At 68.4% G+C, this 19,398-nt stretch carries 20 protein-coding genes and 1 tRNA gene; 7 read left to right on the top strand and 14 right to left on the bottom strand.

Annotation, left to right across the window (positions count from 1 at the left end):
* Positions 1-15: 15 nt before the first annotated feature.
* Both NF4_RS16985 and NF4_RS16990 read left to right on the top strand, forming a co-directional pair.
* Positions 16-1,878, top strand: coding sequence for a bifunctional diguanylate cyclase/phosphodiesterase (locus tag NF4_RS16985; RefSeq protein WP_269749618.1), 1,863 nt, complete (start codon positions 16-18; stop codon positions 1,876-1,878).
* 89 nt (positions 1,879-1,967) lie between these two features.
* Positions 1,968-3,095: a glycosyltransferase gene (locus NF4_RS16990; RefSeq protein WP_063128284.1), complete on the top strand. Its 1,128-nt coding sequence runs from the start codon at positions 1,968-1,970 to the stop codon at positions 3,093-3,095.
* 60 nt (positions 3,096-3,155) lie between these two features.
* Here the strand turns inward: NF4_RS16990 and NF4_RS16995 are convergent, their stop codons facing one another.
* Together NF4_RS16995 and NF4_RS17000 are read right to left on the bottom strand one after the other, a co-directional pair.
* Positions 3,156-3,650, bottom strand: coding sequence for a DUF4254 domain-containing protein (locus tag NF4_RS16995; RefSeq protein WP_232330508.1), 495 nt, complete (start codon positions 3,648-3,650; stop codon positions 3,156-3,158).
* Between the two features lie 325 nt (positions 3,651-3,975).
* Positions 3,976-4,896 carry an AraC family transcriptional regulator gene (locus tag NF4_RS17000; RefSeq protein ID WP_063128285.1) on the bottom strand — a complete coding sequence of 307 codons (921 nt, stop codon included), beginning with the start codon at positions 4,894-4,896 and terminating at the stop codon, positions 3,976-3,978.
* Between the two features lie 126 nt (positions 4,897-5,022).
* On the opposite strand from NF4_RS17000, the gene NF4_RS17005 reads away from it, so the two are divergent.
* Positions 5,023-5,235 carry a hypothetical protein gene (locus NF4_RS17005; protein WP_063128286.1) on the top strand — a complete coding sequence of 71 codons (213 nt, stop codon included), beginning with the start codon at positions 5,023-5,025 and terminating at the stop codon, positions 5,233-5,235.
* A complete protein-coding gene (locus tag NF4_RS17010; RefSeq protein ID WP_063128287.1) occupies positions 5,232-6,500 on the top strand; it encodes an SGNH/GDSL hydrolase family protein in 1,269 nt (422 codons plus the stop codon). The genes NF4_RS17005 and NF4_RS17010 overlap by 4 nt, the downstream gene beginning before the upstream one ends.
* Before the next feature lie 191 nt (positions 6,501-6,691).
* On the opposite strand, the gene NF4_RS17015 is transcribed toward NF4_RS17010, so the two are convergent.
* The 5 genes from NF4_RS17015 to NF4_RS17035 all read right to left on the bottom strand — a co-directional run bounded on the left by NF4_RS17015 (position 6,692) and on the right by NF4_RS17035 (position 11,101).
* Positions 6,692-6,764: transfer RNA gene (locus NF4_RS17015), tRNA-Ala, on the bottom strand.
* A gap of 123 nt (positions 6,765-6,887) precedes the next feature.
* A complete protein-coding gene (gene sepX / locus NF4_RS17020; RefSeq protein WP_063128288.1) occupies positions 6,888-7,913 on the bottom strand; it encodes a divisome protein SepX/GlpR in 1,026 nt (341 codons plus the stop codon).
* A gap of 263 nt (positions 7,914-8,176) precedes the next feature.
* Positions 8,177-8,827 (bottom strand): GNAT family N-acetyltransferase, encoded by a 651-nt coding sequence (locus NF4_RS17025; RefSeq protein WP_063128289.1) that lies wholly within the window; start codon positions 8,825-8,827, stop codon positions 8,177-8,179.
* A 12-nt stretch (positions 8,828-8,839) separates the two neighbouring features.
* Complete coding sequence (gene glp / locus NF4_RS17030) at positions 8,840-10,099, bottom strand: molybdotransferase-like divisome protein Glp (RefSeq protein ID WP_063037011.1); 1,260 nt, start codon at positions 10,097-10,099, stop codon at positions 8,840-8,842.
* Between the two features lie 36 nt (positions 10,100-10,135).
* The gene (locus NF4_RS17035; RefSeq protein WP_063128290.1) at positions 10,136-11,101 is read right to left on the bottom strand and encodes a UTP--glucose-1-phosphate uridylyltransferase; all 966 of its coding nucleotides are present in this window, start codon (positions 11,099-11,101) and stop codon (positions 10,136-10,138) included.
* Positions 11,102-11,193: 92 nt separating this feature from the next.
* Here NF4_RS17035 and NF4_RS17040 point away from each other — a divergent pair, with 92 nt between their 5' ends.
* From NF4_RS17040 to NF4_RS17050, 3 genes are all read left to right on the top strand, one after another.
* The gene (locus NF4_RS17040) at positions 11,194-11,796 is read left to right on the top strand and encodes a 5-formyltetrahydrofolate cyclo-ligase (RefSeq protein ID WP_063128291.1); all 603 of its coding nucleotides are present in this window, start codon (positions 11,194-11,196) and stop codon (positions 11,794-11,796) included.
* Positions 11,797-11,912: 116 nt separating this feature from the next.
* Complete coding sequence (locus NF4_RS17045) at positions 11,913-12,221, top strand: FmdB family zinc ribbon protein (protein ID WP_063128292.1); 309 nt, start codon at positions 11,913-11,915, stop codon at positions 12,219-12,221.
* A gap of 143 nt (positions 12,222-12,364) precedes the next feature.
* On the top strand, positions 12,365-13,060 hold the full coding sequence (locus tag NF4_RS17050; RefSeq protein ID WP_063128293.1) for an SAF domain-containing protein: 696 nt from the start codon (positions 12,365-12,367) through the stop codon (positions 13,058-13,060).
* A 113-nt stretch (positions 13,061-13,173) separates the two neighbouring features.
* On the opposite strand, the gene NF4_RS17055 is transcribed toward NF4_RS17050, so the two are convergent.
* The 7 genes from NF4_RS17055 to NF4_RS17085 all read right to left on the bottom strand — a co-directional run bounded on the left by NF4_RS17055 (position 13,174) and on the right by NF4_RS17085 (position 19,024).
* On the bottom strand, positions 13,174-13,842 hold the full coding sequence (locus NF4_RS17055) for an MspA family porin (protein WP_063128294.1): 669 nt from the start codon (positions 13,840-13,842) through the stop codon (positions 13,174-13,176).
* Between the two features lie 72 nt (positions 13,843-13,914).
* Positions 13,915-14,589 (bottom strand): MspA family porin, encoded by a 675-nt coding sequence (locus NF4_RS17060; RefSeq protein ID WP_063128337.1) that lies wholly within the window; start codon positions 14,587-14,589, stop codon positions 13,915-13,917.
* A gap of 320 nt (positions 14,590-14,909) precedes the next feature.
* Entirely contained in the window at positions 14,910-15,575 is a 666-nt protein-coding gene (locus tag NF4_RS17065; RefSeq protein WP_063128295.1) for an MspA family porin, read from the bottom strand.
* Positions 15,576-15,657: 82 nt separating this feature from the next.
* Complete coding sequence (locus NF4_RS17070; protein WP_063128296.1) at positions 15,658-16,332, bottom strand: MspA family porin; 675 nt, start codon at positions 16,330-16,332, stop codon at positions 15,658-15,660.
* Between the two features lie 548 nt (positions 16,333-16,880).
* Positions 16,881-17,075, bottom strand: coding sequence for a hypothetical protein (locus NF4_RS17075; protein WP_063128297.1), 195 nt, complete (start codon positions 17,073-17,075; stop codon positions 16,881-16,883).
* Positions 17,076-17,090: 15 nt separating this feature from the next.
* The gene (locus NF4_RS17080; protein WP_084533178.1) at positions 17,091-17,645 is read right to left on the bottom strand and encodes a MogA/MoaB family molybdenum cofactor biosynthesis protein; all 555 of its coding nucleotides are present in this window, start codon (positions 17,643-17,645) and stop codon (positions 17,091-17,093) included.
* Complete coding sequence (locus NF4_RS17085; protein ID WP_084533179.1) at positions 17,645-19,024, bottom strand: S1C family serine protease; 1,380 nt, start codon at positions 19,022-19,024, stop codon at positions 17,645-17,647. The genes NF4_RS17080 and NF4_RS17085 overlap by 1 nt, the downstream gene beginning before the upstream one ends.
* Positions 19,025-19,398: the final 374 nt, after the last annotated feature.

Consider the following 19,398-nt stretch of genomic DNA (forward strand, 5'->3'; position numbering starts at 1 on the left):
GTGATCGGAGATCAGGTGCCTCGGCGGACACTCGACTCGCTGGTGACCGAAGTCGCCGCGGAGCTGATGGGCGTCGACTCGGCGACCATGGTGTCGGCGACCGAGCAGGTGCTGGCCATGCTGATCGACTATTTCGACGTCGACTTCAGCTACCTGCGGCACAACGATCCCGCGAACCGATCCACGGTGCTGGTGGCCGAATGGCCGCCGCGCCAGGATGTGCCCGAACCGGATCCGCTCAAGATCGTGTATTTCGATCAGGCGGATTCGGTCTTCAAATCGCTCGAACACGCCACCGAACCGTTCCTCATCCCGGCCAGCGCCGCCGACTACCAGCAGACCATCCACTCCGCGTCCGGGCTGGGCGACATCAGCTCCGCGGCGGTACCGCTGGTGTCCCGGGGCCGGTCGACGGGCCTGCTCGGTTTCGTCAAGGTCGGCGACCGCGACTGGAGTACCCGCGAGTTGAATGTGCTCAAAGCCATCGCCACCCTGTTCGCGCAGTTGCAGGCCCGGGTGGAGGCCGAGGAGAAGCTCCGCTTCATCGCCCTGCACGATGACCTGACCGGTCTGGCCAACCGCCGCGCACTGCTGGAACATATGGAGCAGCGGCTGCAACCGGGCAGCCCCGGCCCGGTCGCGGCCTTCTTCCTCGACCTGGACCGGCTCAAGGCCCTCAACGACTTCCTCGGCCACACCGCCGGGGACAAGTTCATCCGGACCCTGTCCGAGCGGCTACGGGACAATATGGACCCCAACGATATGATCGCCCGCCTCGGCGGCGACGAGTTCGTGATCGTCCCCGCCAAACCCATGGACACCGTCGCCGCCGAATACGAGGCGACCCGGATCCAGGAACTGATCAGCCGCCGGGTCACCGTGGGCGGCGAGTCGGTGAGCCGCGGCGCCAGCGTCGGGGTGGCCGTCGGTATCCCCGGTGAAACCACCGTCGCCGATATCATGCGGCGCGCCGACCACGCGCTGCTGTCGGCCAAATCCGGCGGCGGCAACGGGGTGGCACTGTTCACCGACGCCATGCGGGCCCAGTTCGAGCTCCAGGACGATGTGGAACTGAACCTGCGCAGCGCGGTGTCCGACGGATCGCTGATCCTGCACTACCAGCCCGAGGTGGATCTGCGCACCGGCCGGATCGTGGCCATGGAGGCGCTGGTCCGCTGGATGCATCCGACCCGCGGCCTGCTCCCGCCCGGTGCGTTCGTGACCGTGGCCGAGGCCACCAACCTCGCCGGTGAGCTGGGTCGCTGGGTGCTGCGCACCGCCTGCGCGCAGTTCGCGCAGTGGCGACGGCAGGGCCTGGCGACGAATATGGTCATGCGGATCAATGTGTCGCCGGTGCAGCTGGTGAGCCTGGATTTCGTGGAGCGTATCGAGGACATCCTCCGGCATTTCGGAATCGACGGAAGTTCGATCTGCCTGGAGATCACCGAACACGTGGTGGTCCAGGATCTGGCCCGCACCCAGGTCACGCTGCGCGGGCTCAAACGGATGGGTGTCCAGATCGCCATCGACGATTTCGGCACCGGCTATTCTTCGCTCTCCCATCTCAAGGCACTGCCGGTGGACGCGGTGAAGATCGACCGCGGCTTCGTACAGCGCCTGGGTGCCAGTACCGACGATCTGGCCATCGTGAAATCGATCATCGGGCTGGCCGGATCGTTCGGCCTCGGCGTGGTCGGTGAGGGGGTCGAGACCCCGGTCGCGGCCCGCACCCTGGTCGGTCTGGGCTGCTACCGGGCCCAAGGTTTCCTCATCGCGCGCCCGCTGCCCGCCGACGAGGTCGGCGAGCATCTGGCCCTCGGGCGGATTCCGCTGAATCTGGACCTGCCCCGGGTGGGCCGCGGTATGCCCGCCCCGTAGCGCCTCGATATCCAAATAACACGCGGCCTTCACCGCGAGTTCAACGCCCCGGTTCCGGTGGTAACCCGGCTGCCGCCACGATCGGCGACGTGCGCATCGTGCAACTGGCGAATTTCTACGGCCCCCGCTCGGGGGGTCTGCGTACCGCGCTGCACCATCTCGGGGCGGGCTATGTGGCCGCCGGCCACGAGGTCGTGCTGATCGTGCCCGGGCCGCGGCGCACCGAAGAAGTACTGCCGAGCGGGGCATTGCGGATCACCCTGCCCGCGGTCGGGATCCCGTGGACGGGCGGTTACCGGGCGGCCGACCCGCGCCGGGTCGCCGATGTCCTCGACGGTCTGCGGCCCGATGTGCTGGAGGTCTCCGACCGGCTGACCCTGCGCGGATTCGGCCGCTGGGCGCGACGCCGGGACGTGGCCGGGGTGATGATCTCCCACGAGCGCCTGGACCGGCTGCTGGGGCAGATCATGCCGGACCGGATCGCCCGGCGCTGCGCCGATATCGCGAACCGGAACACCGCCGCCGAATACGACATGGTGGTGTGCACCACCGAATTCGCGCGGGCCGAGTTCCGGCGTATCGGCGCCCCGAATGTCGAGATGGTGCCGCTGGGTGTGGATCTGGACCTGTTCAGCCCGCGCCGCCACGACCACGGGCTACGGGCCGACCTCGGGGTGCCCGGACAACCTCTGCTGGTGCACTGCGGCCGGCTGTCGGTGGAGAAACGCGCCGATCGCAGTATCGAAGCGCTCGCCGAACTACGCCGGGACGGGCTCGACGCGCGTCTGGTGGTCGCCGGTGACGGTCCGCGCCGGGACGCACTCGAACGCCGGGCCAAGCTGCTGCCGGAACTGCCGGGCGGCCTGCCCGCGGTACATTTCACCGGGTTCATCAGCGACCGGGCGGATGTGGCGCGATTGCTGGCGACCGCGGATATCTCGCTGGCCCCGGGTCCGCACGAGACCTTCGGGCTGGCCGCGCTGGAAGCGCTCGCCGCGGGTACCCCGGTGGTCGCGAGCAGGTCCTCGGCGCTGGCCGATATCGTCACCGCAGACTGCGGCGCGGTCGCCGCCGACGATCCGGCGGCGTTCGCGCGCGCGGTCACCGATGTACTGGCCCGCCCGACCGCGCAGCGGCGCGGCGCGGCCCGGCGGCGAGCCGAGCAGTTCACCTGGCCCGCGGCCGTCTCTGGAATGCTCGCGGTGCTGGATCGCTGATGCCGGTGTTGCCGCCGAGCCGGGCGGATCGCTCGCGATACCGGGGACCGCGAGCGGGCGTCACGGCCGGCCGGGTAGCCGCCGCCCGCCCCGGACGAGCTCGGTGATCAGTTCCGTATAGCCGTCGATCATTTCGGCCAGCCGGTGCCAGCGTTTACGCGCCTGATGATCTCGCGTGCCATCGATCTCGACCACTTGGTTGGCGTCCACCCATCCCCAGGCCATGCGATCGATCACCGCCCCCAGCGTTTCGGCGTGGATCGATACGTCGGCGTCACGTTGCGGGGACCGTGCGTCGACCCACTCGTCGATATCCTCGACCAGCTCCCGGCGGCGGTTGTCGACCTCGGCGACCGTGCGCGCGTCCCGCAGAGTCACCCGATGGCCGTGCAGGACGGCCAGTGCCCGCGCCGTGCGGAGGACGTCGTGATCCTCGAACCGGGTCCCCTGGAAGCTGCACAGCAACTGGGTCGCCGTGGGCAGGCCCGTGGTGGCCGCGGGCACCGCCGGCCGCGTGCGAACGTCGCCCGGCACCATCACACTCTGTTCAAACATGATCGGCTCTCGATTCGGTCGTACCGCGTATCGGACAGATTTGTTCAGTCGATGACAATAGTCGATGGACATAACTCGCCGGAGGTAAAAACGCACTATTGCGTTCGCCAATTCGAGACCATGAGGCACTCAATCTCTCATCGAATCGATTGCCCGCGAACACCATCGGCGTCTCGGCGGGCCGCGGAAATCACCGGCACCGACCGCGAACCACAGCAGGGGGTCGGCCGGCTTCCATGGCATCGTCAACCGCCCCGCACGTATCCCACTGCCACCGAGGAGGACTCGACGCGCCTCGGAACGCAGCTATCCGGATGCATTCGGATCAGACCGCGATGAGCTCCGGGTTTTCGCTGTCCTTGCGGTATCGGCCCGGAGCCACGCCGAATTCGCGTTTGAATGCCTTGGCGAAGGCGAACTCGGATCCATACCCCACCCGCCCGGCGACCACAGCGATCGACTCTCCGCTGTCACGTAACCGTTTGGCGGCGAGAATCATCCGCCATCGAGTCACATAGGACAGTGGCGCTTCTCCGATCGTGGCGGCGAATCGACGGGCCAGGGTCGCTCGCGATACCCCGGCTTCGGCGGCGAGCTGCTCCACGGTCCACGCCCGGCCGGGGGCGGCGTGGATGGCCCGCAATGCGTGCGCCACGGACACGTCACGGAATGCCGCGATCCACCCGGTGGACGTGGCGTCGGCACCCTCCTCCTCGAACCATGCCCGCAGGATGTACAGCAGCAGGACATCCAGCAGCGACGGCAGCACGGCGTCGGTTCCTCCTCGCGGCTCGGACAATTCGGCGGCCAGCAGGTCGACGGCACTGCGCAGGGATGGATGCCTGCCCAGCCGGGCGGGCAGATGAACGAATTCCGGCAGGCCGTCCAGCATCGGGTGCGGATGACGCCGGTCGAGCGCGTACGCACCGCACAGCAACACGCTGCGCCGGCCGGGCCCGGCGATCTCCCGGGGCTCGCCGGGCCGGGCGACCTCGGTGACGGGTGTGGCGGGATCATCGGCAAGGACATGTTCGGCACCCCTGGGCATGAACACGACGTCACCGACCCCGAGAGCGATCGCGTCACCGTCGCGCGGGCGCAGCCAGCACGATCCCTCGAGCACCACGTGGAATCCGGCCCCGGGCACCACGGGGTAGTCACGCCCCCACGGTGCGTGCCGGATGAACAGACCCGAACCGGGGCTGCCCGTACGGATCGCCGATACGGCGTCGGAGAGAATATCCATCAAACGATGGTACAACCGATTCGATGAGCGTTTCGGATATGAATTCGAGCTATCGACCCATGTTCCCACTCGCCGATGATTCATAGGTTGGTTTTATCACCAACATACGCAGAGCGGAGTTCGGACATGGGGATCGCGGTATACGGCGCCACCGGCCACCTGGGTGGTCACACCGTCACCTCCGGAATCATGACGGTCGCAGCCGCGGTCGAACTCGCCGCGGGAAGGGCGCGAGCGGCTGTACCGGCCGCTGCCGAGGCGTTCGACCCGCCCGCGTTCCTCGACGGACCGGCGCCACACGGGATCAGCCGGCGGCTCGACGAGGAGACCGGTCGATGAACGCGCGAAGGATCAAAACCTTCTTCCTGACCGTGCCGGCAGTAGTGACCATCGCGGCAACGGCGCTCTACGCGGGCGTCGTCGACCGCTCGAGCGAACGGCAGACGTGGCTCGGCAGCTGGTCCGCCGCACAGATGGCCGCCGTCGACGTCTGGGGTCCGACCTGGTCGACAGCCGGTTTCGCCGACCAGACCGTGCGGCAGACCGTGCGCCCCACCGTGGGCGGCGATCAGGCCCGGATCACTGTGTCCAACCTTTTCGGGGACCGGCCGTTGCGGATTGCCGCGGCAACGCTCGCGGATACCACGGACGGCGCGGCCGTGGAGCCGGGCACGGTGCGATCGCTGTCCTTCGACGGGGCACCGACCGCCGAGATTTCGCAGGGTACAGAACTCACCAGCGACGCCGTCGAGTTCTCGGTGACCGCACGGAAGCCGGTCACGGTGACCCTCTACCTGGCCCACGAGACCGGACCGGCCACCTTTCACTACCTCGGTAACACGACCTCCTTCCGAGCCGACGGCGACCATCACGCCGACACCGGCGGTACTGCCTTCACCGAGTCCGACGGGTCCTGGTACTACCTGTCGGATTTTCAGGTCAGCGGGCCCCCGACCCGCGACGGCGTGGTGACCTTCGGCGACTCCATCACCGACGGCGCCGGAGCCACCGCCGATTCCGACAACCGCTACCCAGACGTCCTGGCCACCCGACTGGCGGCCGACGGCGACCCCCGGGCCGTACTCAACACCGGGATCGGCGGCAACCGGATCATGTCCGACTCCGGCTACGTCGGCCAGCGCGCCGCAACCCGGTTCCGTCGCGACGTACTCGACAAGGAAGGCGTCGGCACGGTGATCCTGCTGTCCGGCATCAACGACATCGGCGCCAGCGAACTCGACGAACCCTGGCTGCGACCGAACCCCGAGGTCACCGCCGATCAGCTGATCACCGAATACCGGCAGCTCATTCGTCTCGCACGTACCGACGGGCTACGCATCATCGGCGGCACACTACTGCCGTACCGCGGTGCCCCGTATTTCAGCCCGCGCGGCGAAAACGTCCGGGACACGGTCAATTCCTGGATACGCGAGTCCGGCGAATTCGACGCCGTCATCGATTTCGAACGTCTCCTCGCCGCCGGATCCGACCCCGACGCCCTGGACCCGCGCTACGACAGCGGCGACCATCTCCATCCCAACCCGACGGGCTACGCCGTCATGGCCGCCGCCGCAGCGGCAGTGCTCGACGACCCGGCACGATGAACCGGCCCCGCGGTATGCGGCCTGCCGGTGGATCCGGTCGACGATGTAGCGGTATGGCGTCCGGAGTCCGACGAGGTCGGGTACTCCCTCACATCGAGGACGGCGTACTACCTGCGGGGCGGGGCGCCCGGGGCCCGACACAAATAGTCCCCCACCTGCATTCGGCAGGCCGGGGACCATTTGTCGAAATGTGGAGCTAAGGGGAATCGAACCCCTGACCTTCTCGATGCGAACGAGACGCGCTACCAACTGCGCTATAGCCCCGTGCGGCTCGGTGAACCGCGCTGTGCCACTCTAGCAAACAGGGCTACCAGAATCCGAATCGGGGCCCTGACCTGTGGTTTCTCTGCCCTCTGGCCATTTTCGAACGGCGGAATCCGCTATCGGTCACGCACCCGCGGCCCGGCGGGTATCGCCGCCGGTCGCCCGGTTGCGCACGGTCCGGGCGACCGACGCGTCGTAGGCATCCAGGTGCTCGAACGCCGGATCCTCGTCGTCGGCTTCGAGCAGATGGGCACGGCGACGCAGCGCGCGTGCGGTATCCCGGTCCATTCCGGACCGGGCATTGCGCGGCGACGCCGTCCCGGCATCGGCGGGGCCGTTCCCGGCCGTTTCCTGCCCCCGGCCGGTGAGCCGAGCGCTGCGCCGCCGGCGGATCTCCTGTTCGATCCGGACCTGTTTGCGCAGATACCCCAGGTAGGTGACCAGGGACAGCACGGCGCCACCGCAACCCCACCAGAAAATGGGTGCGACGGCGACCGCGAGACCGCCGCACAGCACGGCACCGAGTACGAGAGCGACCACGGCGCGCTGCCGGAAGGTATAGCGCGCGGCCCGGGCGATCGCGTCGGCTTCGGGATCGTAACCGCCGCGCCCGCGGCGGGACGGTACGAAATCCTCGTCGTCGTATTCGAGTTCCGGGTCCGGCGCCCGCATCGTCGCCCGCACCGGGGGAATGCGCGCGGGAACGTTGGTCTCGGCGCGCCCGGGCGACCGGACCTCGTCGTCGCAGTCCTCGTCGCGTTCGAATTCCGCGTCGTCCCAGCCGTCGCCGGGTGCGCTGTCGTGCGCGGTACCGTCCGCACCGGATTCCGGCTCGGCGCCCCCGGGCCGATCGCCGACGACCTCGTCCGGTTGCTCCTCGTCAGCCGCGGTAGGGTTCTCCTCGGCCGATGTGCTCATCGGATCCTCCGCATCGTTGGCGTGGTGACGCTTTCGGTAAGGCCGCGTGGTCCGCTTCTTGCGGGCATGCCCACTTCCCTTACGCCGTTTGGAATCTCCACGATGCAGTACCCGCGTCGCCAGGGCTGTGTCGGTTGTCCGGCGGATTCTGGGATGCCGGTCGGCAAGGATAGGAAACAGGACGAAGACCCACAGTACGACCAGCCCGATCCACAGGATCGAATTCGGCATCGTCGTCAGCACCTCCGTCCCGCCTGGTCGTCGTCCGAGCCCCCGCCATGAACCGTGTGCGCCCCGACACCGGAGTCCTTCCCCGCGGGTACGTCTCGCAGATCGTGGTACGAGCTCTCCACCGGTGGCACAGGACGCACCACCGACGTCCGTAGGTTAATTCCGAGTAGGGGTACAACCCGGCAGGCGCGCCGTGCACTTCCGCCACATGAGTCACATTTCCACCAAAGCCGGGTCCGGGCAGGCCGGTTTCCGGCGGCACGTCACCGCAGTGTCAACCGTCCTTCCCGCGCCAGCCGATCGACCACCCGGCCGGGCAGCTCCTCCACCGTTATCCCGACCAGCAGATGATCGCGCCATGCCCCGTCCACATCGAGATACCTACGCAGCAGCCCTTCTTCACGGAAGCCCACATTGCGCAGCACCGCCTGGCTCGCCAGATTCTCCGGCCGCACGGTCGCCTCCACCCGGTGCAGGCCCACCGGACCGAAACAGTGATCGAGCCCCAGCGCCAACGCCGCGGTCGCCACCCCCTGCCCGCCGAGATCCTTGGCCACCCAGTACCCGATCCACGCCGAACGCAGCGCGCCGCGCACGATATTGCCGACCGTCAGCTGCCCGCTGAACGCGCCGTCGACCTCGATCACCAGCGGGATCATCGCGCCGCGACGCGCCTCCGCCTTCAGGCTCGACCACAGCGGCGGCCAGTTCGAAGCGTGATTGCGCGCGTCCCACGTCCCGCGGCCGGTGGGCTCCCAGGGTTCCAGATGGTTCTGATCCCGCAATCTGATCCGGCTCCACGCCGCCGCGTCACGCAACCGCACGGGACGCAACGTCACCTTCCCGGCGGGCACCCGCACCGGGCCGAGGTGCGCGGGCCACCCGGGGTGCTGGGTGGCCCGGAAAACATTCATGGACTCCACTTTTCAGCCGCGCTGCGCCAGGAATGCGACCCGCACCTTGTCACCGGTGCGAATTTCGGTGTCATCGGGTTCGACCACGATGAGACTGTTGGCCTCCGACATGGCGGCCAGCAGATGCGACGACGCCCCGGCACTGTTGCCGAGCGGCTGTACCAGGTACTCGCCGGTGGCCTCGTCCCGCATCAACTGGGCACGCAGATAACCCTTGCGGCCCGCCATCGACTGGATGGGAGTTATGGTCCGCGCCCGGACGATCCGGCGCATCGGCTGCCGCCTTCCCAGCGCGATCCGGATCAGCGGCCGCACCATCACCTCGAAAACCACCAGAGCGCCCACCGGATTGGACGGCAGCAGAAAGGTAGGCACCTCGTCGCGGCCGAGACGGCCGAACCCCTGCACCGAACCCGGATGCATCGCCACCCGGGCGATCTCCAGTTCACCGAGGCCCTCCAGCGCCTCACACACCTGATCGGAGGCCCACCCGCCGACCGCGCCGGCGATCACCACCACTTCCGCGCGCACCAGCTGACCCTCGACCACATCCCGGAGCCGGCGGGGGTCGGCATCGACGATGCCGACCCGGTTCACATCCGCGCCGGCATCACGCGCCGCGGCGGCCAGGGCGTAGGAATTCACGTCGTAGACCTGCCCGGGCCCGGGCGCCCGATCGATATCGACCAGTTCCTCGCCGATCGAGATCACCGACAGCCGCGGCCGCGGATGGACCAGCACCTTGTCCTGGCCCACCGCCGCCAGCAGGCCCACCTGCGCGGGACCGATGATCGTACCGGCGTGCACCGCGACATCCCCGGGCTGCACATCGTCACCGGCCCGGCGCACATAGTCACCCGACCGCACCGGTTCGTAGACCTTGAGCCGGCCCCGGCCGCCGTCGGTGAAATCCAGCGGCAGCACCGCGTCGGCGAGGGTGGGCAGCGGCGCGCCGGTCGCGACCCGGACCGTCTGCCGGGGCTGGAGCCGGATCGGCTGCCGGGAGCCGGCGAGCACCTCCCCGACCACTGGCAGCGTCAGGTCGACAAGTTCGCCGTCCTCGTCGCGGATATCGGCGCCGGCCGACGTCACATCCACACTACGTACGGCGTATCCGTCGATGGCGGCCTGATCGAAACCGGGCAGCGGCCGCTCGGTCACCACGTCCTCGGCGCACAGCAGACCCTGGGCCTCGGAGATCGCGACCCGCACGGGCCGCGGCGCGACGGCCGCGGCGGTCACCTTGATCTGCTGATCCTCAACAGAGCGCATCCAGCCCTTCCCGATGTCCTCGCCCTGCAGGCGATCTCATTCGTCCGCGGTGAGTTGCGGGTTCCACTCCGGACTCAGCCGGTGCTGGAGCCACTCGCGCAGCGCGGGACCGTATTCCTCGCGCTCCAGTGCGAAATCCACCGCAGCACGAAGATAGCCGCCCGGGTTCCCCAGATCATGGCGCGACCCACGGTGGACGACCACATGAACCGGATGTCCCTCGTCGATGAGCAGCGAGATCGCGTCGGTGAGTTGCAGTTCCCCGCCGGCGCCGGGACCGATGCGGCGCAGGGCGTCGAAGATCGCGCGATCGAGCAGGTAGCGCCCGGCGGCGGCGAAGGTGGAGGGGGCCTCCTCGAGGCCCGGCTTCTCCACCATGCCCTTGACCCGCAGCACATTCGGGTTGACCGCGTCGGGCACCGGGGCCACGTCGAATACGCCGTAGGCGCTGACCTGCTCCTTGGGTACATCGATCGCGCACAGGACGGATCCGCCGCGTTTACGGCGGACCCGGTTCATCACATCCAGTACCCCGCACGGCAGCACCAGATCGTCGGGGAGCAGTACCGCGATGGCGTCCTCGTCGGGGTCGAGCACCGATTCGGCCTGGGCCACCGCGTGACCGAGACCCAGCGGTTCCTCCTGCACCACCGAGCTCACATCGAGCAGCCCCGGGGCTTTGCGCACCTTCTCCAGCAGCTGGAACTTGCCGCGTTCGGCGAGGGTGCTCTCCAGCACCAGGTCCTCCACGAAATGCGCGACCACCCCGTCCTTACCGGGCGAGGTGACGATCACGAGGCGGCTGGCCCCGGATTCGGCCGCCTCGCTGGCCACCAGCTCGATACCGGGGGTGTCGACCACCGGCAACAGTTCCTTGGGGACCGTCTTGGTCGCGGGCAGGAACCTCGTTCCCAGCCCGGCCGCGGGCACGACGGCCGTCCGGAAACCCGGTTCCGGCGCGGAGGCGCCCTCGCTGCCCTGTTCTGCGGCCTTTTCTGTCATATACACACCCTATCCACCCGGAGCACCGCCCAAACGGCTGTACACCGGCTCGCTGCGGACTTACGCGACGAAACCGGCACCGGTGAGAGCCTATGGTTGTCGCCGTGCCTGTGCCCGACGAGCGTGACAAACAGGCCTGGCGCACGGAGATCCGTGCCCGCCGGGCGCGGCTACCCGAACTCGTGCGCGCCACGGAGGCGGCGGCACTGGCCGCCGCGGCCGCGGACCTCGGTCCCGCCGAGTGGGTGTGCGCCTACGTGCCGATGCGCGCGGAACCGGGTTCGCCGGCCCTGCCCGAGGCGCTGCGCGCGGCCGGTAGCCGGGTGTTGTTGCCGGTGACCGGGGCGCCCGGCCCGCTGCGCTGGGGTGAATTCACCGGCGCGGGATCGCTGCGGCCGGGCCGCTACGGCCTGCTGGAACCGGCGGGCCCGGTACTACCGCCGGAAACCGTCGCGCGGGCGGAGGTCCTGCTGATCCCGGCACTGGCGGTGGACCGGCGCGGGGTCCGGCTCGGCCAAGGAGCCGGCTACTACGACCGGACCCTGGGTATGGCCGATCCCACTGCCCGGCGCACCGTGGTCGTCCGCGACGACGAGGTGGTCGAGCGGCTGCCCGAGGAACCTCACGATATCCGGATGACCTGGGTGCTCACCCCGGGCGGCGGCCTGCGCCGGCTCGATGTGACAGCGCCGTGAGACGCCGCCGTGGTGGCACTCGACACAATGGAGGGTATGCGGGAATCATTCGGCGATTGGCACTGTTGGCACTGTCGGCTGTAGAGTGCTAAGTCTCGAATACCGCGGAGGACCCAGTGCCAACCTATTCATACGCGTGCACCCAGTGCGACAACCGCTTCGATATCGTTCAGTCCTTTACCGATGAGGCACTCACTGTCTGCTCGGAGTGCTCCGGCACCCTGCGTAAGCTCTTCAATTCGGTGGGCATCGTCTTCAAGGGCAGCGGCTTCTACCGGACCGACAGCCGCAGCGGCGCCTCGACCGCCAGCGAACCGGCCAAGTCCGACAGCTCCACGTCGAGCTCTTCGGGATCCGGTGCGAAATCGAGCTCGGACAAGGGCTCCGCGGGTACCTCCTCGGCACCCGCCGCCGCGGCCAGCTGAGAGCGGGATCGCGACCCGGCCCCGCCCGGACAGGTCGTTGGCGGCGGCCGGGTATCGCGGATGATCCATCCACACCCCGGGAGTTGTCCACAATCGCGCACAACCCCGGGTCGGCGGCCGGACCGTACTCATACGCTCGGTCCATGAGCCGCATCCGACCCCCTGCCCGCACGAGCGGCGGCCGCCGCTCCTCCCTCGGCGCCGGCGACACCTGGCGCGACGCGTTCGCCGATCGACCGGCCTGGGCCGACGGGGTCCTGCTGCGCCGTGTGCTGGCCGTCCTGTGCGCGCTCGCGGCCGTCACGCTGTTCCTCCGCGGCGATCCGGCCCACGCGCGCGGCTCCGTCGTGGTCGCGGCCCGCGACCTGCCGCCCGGCCACCTGCTCGCCGCCGCGGATCTCCGCCTCGCCTCCTACCCTCCGGACGCCACACCCGACGGCGCGGCCGCCGACCCGGCACCGCTGCTCGGCGCCGTGCTCACCGCTGCCCTGCGAGCGGGCGAGGTGCTCACCGATGTCCGTGTGGTCGGGCCGCGGCTCGCCGCGGCCGCCACCGGACGGCCGGACGCCCGGATCGTGCCCATCCGCCTGGCCGATACCGCGATCACCGAAATACTGCGGGCCGGAGATCGGGTGGACGTGGTGGCCGCCGGTGCCGAGGATCCGGCACTCGCGCAAACCCTGGCGGTCGACGCCGCGGTGGTACTGGTGTCGGGGCCGCCGGCGGAGTCGGGCAAGCGCCACGCCGAACGGGTCGTGCTGGTGGCAATGGACGCCCACCGGGCAGCGGTCGTCGCCGCGGCCTCGTTGCACAGCGCACTCACCGTGATCTTCCACTGAGCGCCCGGCCCACACACGACGAAGGGACCCACCGCGAACACGCGGTAGGTCCCTCCACCGAGATGTGGGTGCGGCCGAGCCGGGCACCCGGCCGGATGAGCGTTGCGGCCGGATCAGCCGAGGCTGAACGGCTGACCCCACAGGGTCACCACGGACATCACGTTATCGGTCTCGACCTTGACCCGTACGAACGAGCGCGCCTGCGCGTAGCCGCCGCAGCCGTTGACGCCGATGGTCTGATCGGACCAGGTCACCGAACCACTGTTGCCCTTGAACTTGTTGTTGGTGGCGTGATCCTCGTTGCCGTAGTCATCGGGCTTCTCGATATCGAGGACGTAGAAGGACTTCGCCTGGCCGGGGCCCAGCGTCAGGTTGCCGCCGACCTCACCACTGGGGCTGACCTCGCCGGACTCACCGTCGATATCGGCGCTGGCGCCGCCTTCGGCACCGCCGCCGTCGATATTGACCTGGCAACCCACGACATAGCCGGGGTAGATCTTGCCGCCGACCTTCTCGCCGCCGGCGATCTCGACCTGCGCGCTACCGGAGGCCCACGCATTGCGGTGGATCGGCGTCGCGCCCATGGACGGGCTGATGGTGGCGGATTCGCCGACCAGGCGCACGGTCACCACGGTGCCGTCGGACAGGGTCTTGGTGATTTCGCCGCCGGGCAGCGGGATGAAGGTGTCGGCGTTGGCAGCGCCGGTGGAGAACAGGCCCAGCGCCATCGAGGCAGCGGCGCCGACGCCGGCAAGGCGCGCCAGATTCTTACGGTTGAACATGTGTTTGTGCCCCTCTGGGGTTGAATTCGCTACAGCGAGAGATGTGGTGGGTGAATTCGACCGGTGCCGGAATCAGCCGATGCTGAACGGCTGCCCGTAGAGGGTGGTCTTCGAGTAGTGGTCACCGATGATCTCGACGACGGTGTACGCCCGGGCCTGCGCGTAACCGGCGCAACCCTGGATCTCCATCTCCACGTCCTGGTACTCGACGGAGTAGACGCCCGGCTTCTCGATGTCCTTGAATTCGATCTGCACGAACTCGACCTCACCGGGACCGAGCTCGATACCGACCGAGCCGCCGACGCTGCCGCCGCCGACCTCGAGGCCGCCGGAAATGCCCAGTCCGATGGCATCGTCGGCGATGCTCACCTGGCAGCCGACGATGTAGCCGGTGTTGATCTGCGAGGCACCGTGCGTCGAGGAGTTGTTGGTCCCGTCCGCGCCGGTCGGGCCGTTGTTCGGACCGGCTTCGCCTTCGGGGGTCACCGAGACGTCGGCGGTGGCGTTGCCCGAGACCCAGACGGTCCGGCCCGCGCCGTTGGCGGCCAGGGAGGGCGAGACGAGCGCGCTCTCATGGGTGCGGGTGATCTTCACGCCGGGTCCGAGTTTTTCACCGTCGGGCAGCGGAACGAAGGTGTCCGCGTTCGCGGCACCGGTCGAGAACAGGCCCATGGCCACGGCCGCGACAGCGCCAACGCCCAGAGCGCGCGCGCCGCAGCGCAGACCGGTGGTGCGGTTCTTGCTCATATTTCCCCTCATCAAGGTTTTCAGCGACACCCGGCATCGCAGCGATTCGATGCCGGGGCGGCCCGAGAACAGGCTGCATAGAGCTTGAGGGACGGCTGTAGCCACGAGATGAACCAAAAACCACACAACCGGTGAACACTCGAGTACCGTGCCGCCGACACGGTGTGTCGACCGGATGAGTGCCAGATGGCCGGCAAGTGACCGGTGCTGGGGAAATACCCGCCGGGTATCGGCGGCACCGGTCCTGCGGCAATAGAATACGGGCCCGCCGCGGCTGCGGCGGGCCCGTATTCGTGCCAGTATGTCGGATCGGCCGGATATCAGCCGAGGCTGAACGGCTGTCCCCAGAGCGTGACGAAGGTGATCACGTGCTCGGTTTCCACCTCGACCTTGACGAAGGACCGGGCCTGCGCGTAGCCACCGCAGCCGCTGAGGCCGATGGTCTGATCGGACCAGGTCACCGAACCACTGTTGCCCTGGAACTTGTTGTTGGTGGCGTGATCCTCGCTACCGAAGTCGTCCGGTCCCTCGATATCGAGGACGTAGAACGATTTCGCCTGGCCGGGGCCGACGGTGAGGTTGCCGCCGGTTCCGACGCTCGGGCTCACGGCACCTTCGGTGTCCACCTCGGCACCGGCGCCGCCTTCGGCGCCGCCACCGTCGATATTGACCTGGCAGCCCACGACATAGCCGGGGTAGATCTTGCCACCCACGTCCTCGCCGCCGGCGATCTCGACCTGCGCGCTACCGGAGGCCCACGCGTTGCGGTGCACCGGCGTGGCACCCATGGACGGGCTGATGGTCGCCGACTCGCCGACCATGCGTACGGTCACGACCGTGCCGTCGGACAGCGTCTTGACGAGTTCGCCGCCGGGCAGCGGCACGAAGGTATCGGCACTGGCCGCTCCGGTGGAGAAGAGGCCGAGCGCGATGGTGGTGGCGGCGCCGACGCCCGCCAGGCGCGCCAGATTCTTACGGTTGAACATGAGAGTTACACCCTTCGAGGGGAGAGCTCGCGGAATGCGCGAGAAAGATTCGATTCGATGCGACGTGGACGGGCGCGGCAGCTCAGCCGATGCTGAACGGCTGGCCGTACAGGGTGGTCTTCGAGTAGTGGTCGCCGATGATCTCGACCACCGTGTACGACCGCGCCTGCGCATAACCCGCGCAACCCTGGATCTCGATCTCGGCATCCTGGTACTCCACCGAGTACTTGCCGGGCTTCGTGATGTCCTTGTAGTCGATCTGCACGAACTTGACCTCGCCCGGCCCCAGCTCGACGCCGACGGAGCCGCCGAGGCTACCGCCGTCGAGGGACAGGCCCAGCGAGCCGCCCAGGCCGATCGCGTCCTCACCGATGCTCACCTGGCACCCGACGATATAGCCGGTATTGAGCTGCGAAGTGCCGTGCGTGGACGAGTTGTTGGTCCCGTCCGCACCGGTCGGGCCGTTGTTCGGGCCCGGTTCGCCTTCGGGCGTCACGGCGACATCGGCGACGGCGTTTCCGGAGACCCAGACGACCCGGCCCGCGCCGTTGGCCGCCATGGAGGGCGAAACGACGGCATGCTCACCCGTGCGGGTGATGGTCACTCCGGGGCCGGCCTTCTGACCGTCGGGCAGAGCCACGAAGGCATCGGCATTGGCGGCGCCCACCGACAACAGGCCCACGGCGACGGCGGCCGCGGCACCGACACCCGCGATCCTGGCGCCGTTACGTACACCGTCGGTGCGGTTCTCGCTCATATTTCCCCTCATCATGTCGGACAAACAGCATGGCCTACGAGACTCGGACAGCTGACTCGCCGGCTCCGACCAGTGTTTCGCTCGTTTGTTACCTACAGGTGACCTGTTGTTATTTCGGTGCAACGCCGCAAATCGGACAATGCACGCCAATGCGACCGGCGGGATCCATGCGAAGCGGAGTCACGCCGGACCACCATTGCGGCGGTCGACGAAGCCGAGATTAAACGGTCGGTAACAGGTTGGACAAAGGGTGCTTTCGCTATACGTTAATGTGATCCAACTCACACTTGAATGCGAAAGGGTGCGAATCGGCAGGCAAACACAGGTAACGACCCCCGAACAGGACGTCGGCCGGGGCAACCCCCCGCAAAGAATTCGTCAAAGGAATAGCCCCCTCAAATCACCGACACCGGGAGCGGAACATTATAAACTCGCTCATTCCTGCACCGGACAATTTCAGAAAAATCCACATCCCCCGTTACCCCCGGAAATAGCACAACAACGCGATATTCACGCGAAAAGCATTGGGCGCCAAGACATTTCCGGGATCACCCGGTGCCGCCGTGATGCGGTGGCACCTGCGAACGCCACCATTCGTCGTCGGCACCGGATGCCGCACCGTCGTCCCGCTCGTCACGCGTGGTGGACGGCAGCACTTCACCGAAGATCCGGTCCACCCGCGCCGGGTCCCCCGTCCGGCGGTGCGCCCGACGGGGGACCTCGGGGGTCTCGCCCTCACTCATACTGCCCGCTCCGGCTCATTCCAGCAGCCCGGACAACTCACCGATCACCCGGCTCGCCAGCGGCCCCAGGGTCGCCATCCCGTCGCGGATCGCGGCCCGGGTACCCGGCAGGTTCACCACCAGCGTGCTCCCCGAGATACCGGCCAGCCCGCGAGAAAGCCCGGCGTCCAGCGAACCGGCCACCCGTCCCGACGCGCGCAACGCCTCACTGATCCCGGGCAGATCCCGGTCGAGCACCTCGGAGGTGGCCTCGGGCGTGACATCACGCGGCGACATACCGGTGCCGCCGACCGAGATCACTATGTCCACGCCACCGATCACCGCGGTGTTCAACGCGTTCCGAATCGCCACCTCGTCGGCCTCCACCGAAACGGAGGCGTCGACGAGGAACCCCGCCTCGGTGAGCAGTTCGGTGACCAGCGGGCCCAGCGAATCCTCGCCGCCGTGCGCCGTTCGATCGTCCACCACCACGACCAGTGCACGCCCCGCAACAGGAGCATCGATTTCCATACCGCTCACCGTAGCGCCGATCGCCGACGCCGCGTGCCCGCCCCCGGCCACCTTCTGCATCATCGGCCTCCCTCCACCGCGGCGGCGGCGAGGGTCACCTCGGCCGTGCGGGTATTTCCACCACGTTCATCGGTATACGTCACTGTCACCTTGTCTCCCGGCTGTTTGGAGCGCACCGCGGCGACCAGCGCGTCACCGGAATCGATCGTGCGGTCGTCGAGCCGGGTCACGATGGACCCGGACGGGATCCCCGCCGCGGCCGCCGGGCCGTTCGGCGTGACATCGAGAACCCGCGCGCCGTGCACCGACTCGTCCCGCTGCACCGTCATCCCGATCTGCGCATATGTAGCGTGACCGCTCTTGATCAACTCGTCGGCGACCCGGCGCGCCTGATCCACCGGGATCGCGAACCCGAGCCCGATGGAACCGCTCTGCTGACCTCCCGCGCCCGAGGACCCCAGACTCGCGATCGCGGTATTGATCCCGATCAGCCGGCCCTCGGCGTCGACCAGCGCACCACCGGAATTACCCGGATTGATCGCGGCATCGGTCTGGATCGCGTCGATCACCGGATTCGGCACGGTCGGGTCGTTGCCACCCTCCCCGGTGGTCGACACCGGGCGATTCACCGCCGAGACGATCCCCGTGGTCACCGTGCCCGCCAGCCCCAGCGGCGACCCGATCGCCACCACCGGCTGACCGACCTGAAGGTTCGCCGAACTACCCAGTTCGATCGGCTGCAGATCCGTTTTGCCGCGCACCCGGATGACCGCGAGGTCGGACACCGGATCGGCACCCACCAGCGAAGCCTGCGCCGTACTGCCGTCGGCGAAGGTCACCGACATATCGCCGTTGCCGCCGCCCCCGGCCGCGACATGGTTGTTGGTCAGGATCAAACCGTCCGACGACAACACCACCCCGGACCCCTCCCCCTGCCCGCGGTTGCTGGCCACCTCGATCATCACCACCGACGGCAGCACCCGCTGCGCCACCGCCTGGGTCGACCCGGCCGGCGCATTAGCCGTGTTCTGCACCTTCGGCACCGGCCCGTCCAGCGCATTGGTCGCCGCCGGCCGATCACCCGAATCGCTGACCAGCGCACCCACCGCACCACCGATACCGCCGCTCACCAGAGCCAGCGCGACCGCCCCCGCCGCCAGACCGGTACGCACCGAGTTCCGGCGGGGAGGTGGCGGCGCGGCCGCATAGAACTGCCCGGTATCGCCGGGCGGCGGTGCGGCGAACGACCCGCCGGGAACCGGATACGCAGCAGTATCGCCCGGCCGGCCACCCGGAAACTGCGGCCCACCCGGGTATTGCGGCTGCGCCTGACCGGGCGCGGCCGACTCGCCGCCGGGCACGGAACTCGGCGGCGGCGTCGAGGGCGGCACCGGTCCCGATTCCGGCCCGGCCGGCCGATTGGTGAAATCCTCGGTCATAGTTTCCCTTTTCTGCTCATATCCGCTGTCCAGCCTGCCGACCACTACTGAGAACGAACTGAGAGCTGCATTAATTTGCGGTGCTTATAGCCGCGACTCCGCCGCCACGTCCACGTGATCGGGCCTCGGTGACCCCGGTTCCTCGCTCCGCCGATCGGTACCCGTTTTCCTCCGTTCTGTCGCTCCGAAACCGGAACGCCCCCGACCATGGAGGTAGCTCATCCGGAACAGACAAAAGAAGGGCACGAACGAGCTTCAACAGCCTGGATGGGATCACGGACCGCACTGTAAATGCTCCCCGGTCGCCGCACTCCGAACCTTCGCGGGCGAGTCCAGCAGGCGACCCGACCGTCGAATGCCGACGCAACCCGCCT

The organism is Nocardia fusca NBRC 14340, from assembly GCF_001618425.1.
Taxonomy (GTDB): domain Bacteria; phylum Actinomycetota; class Actinomycetes; order Mycobacteriales; family Mycobacteriaceae; genus Nocardia; species Nocardia fusca.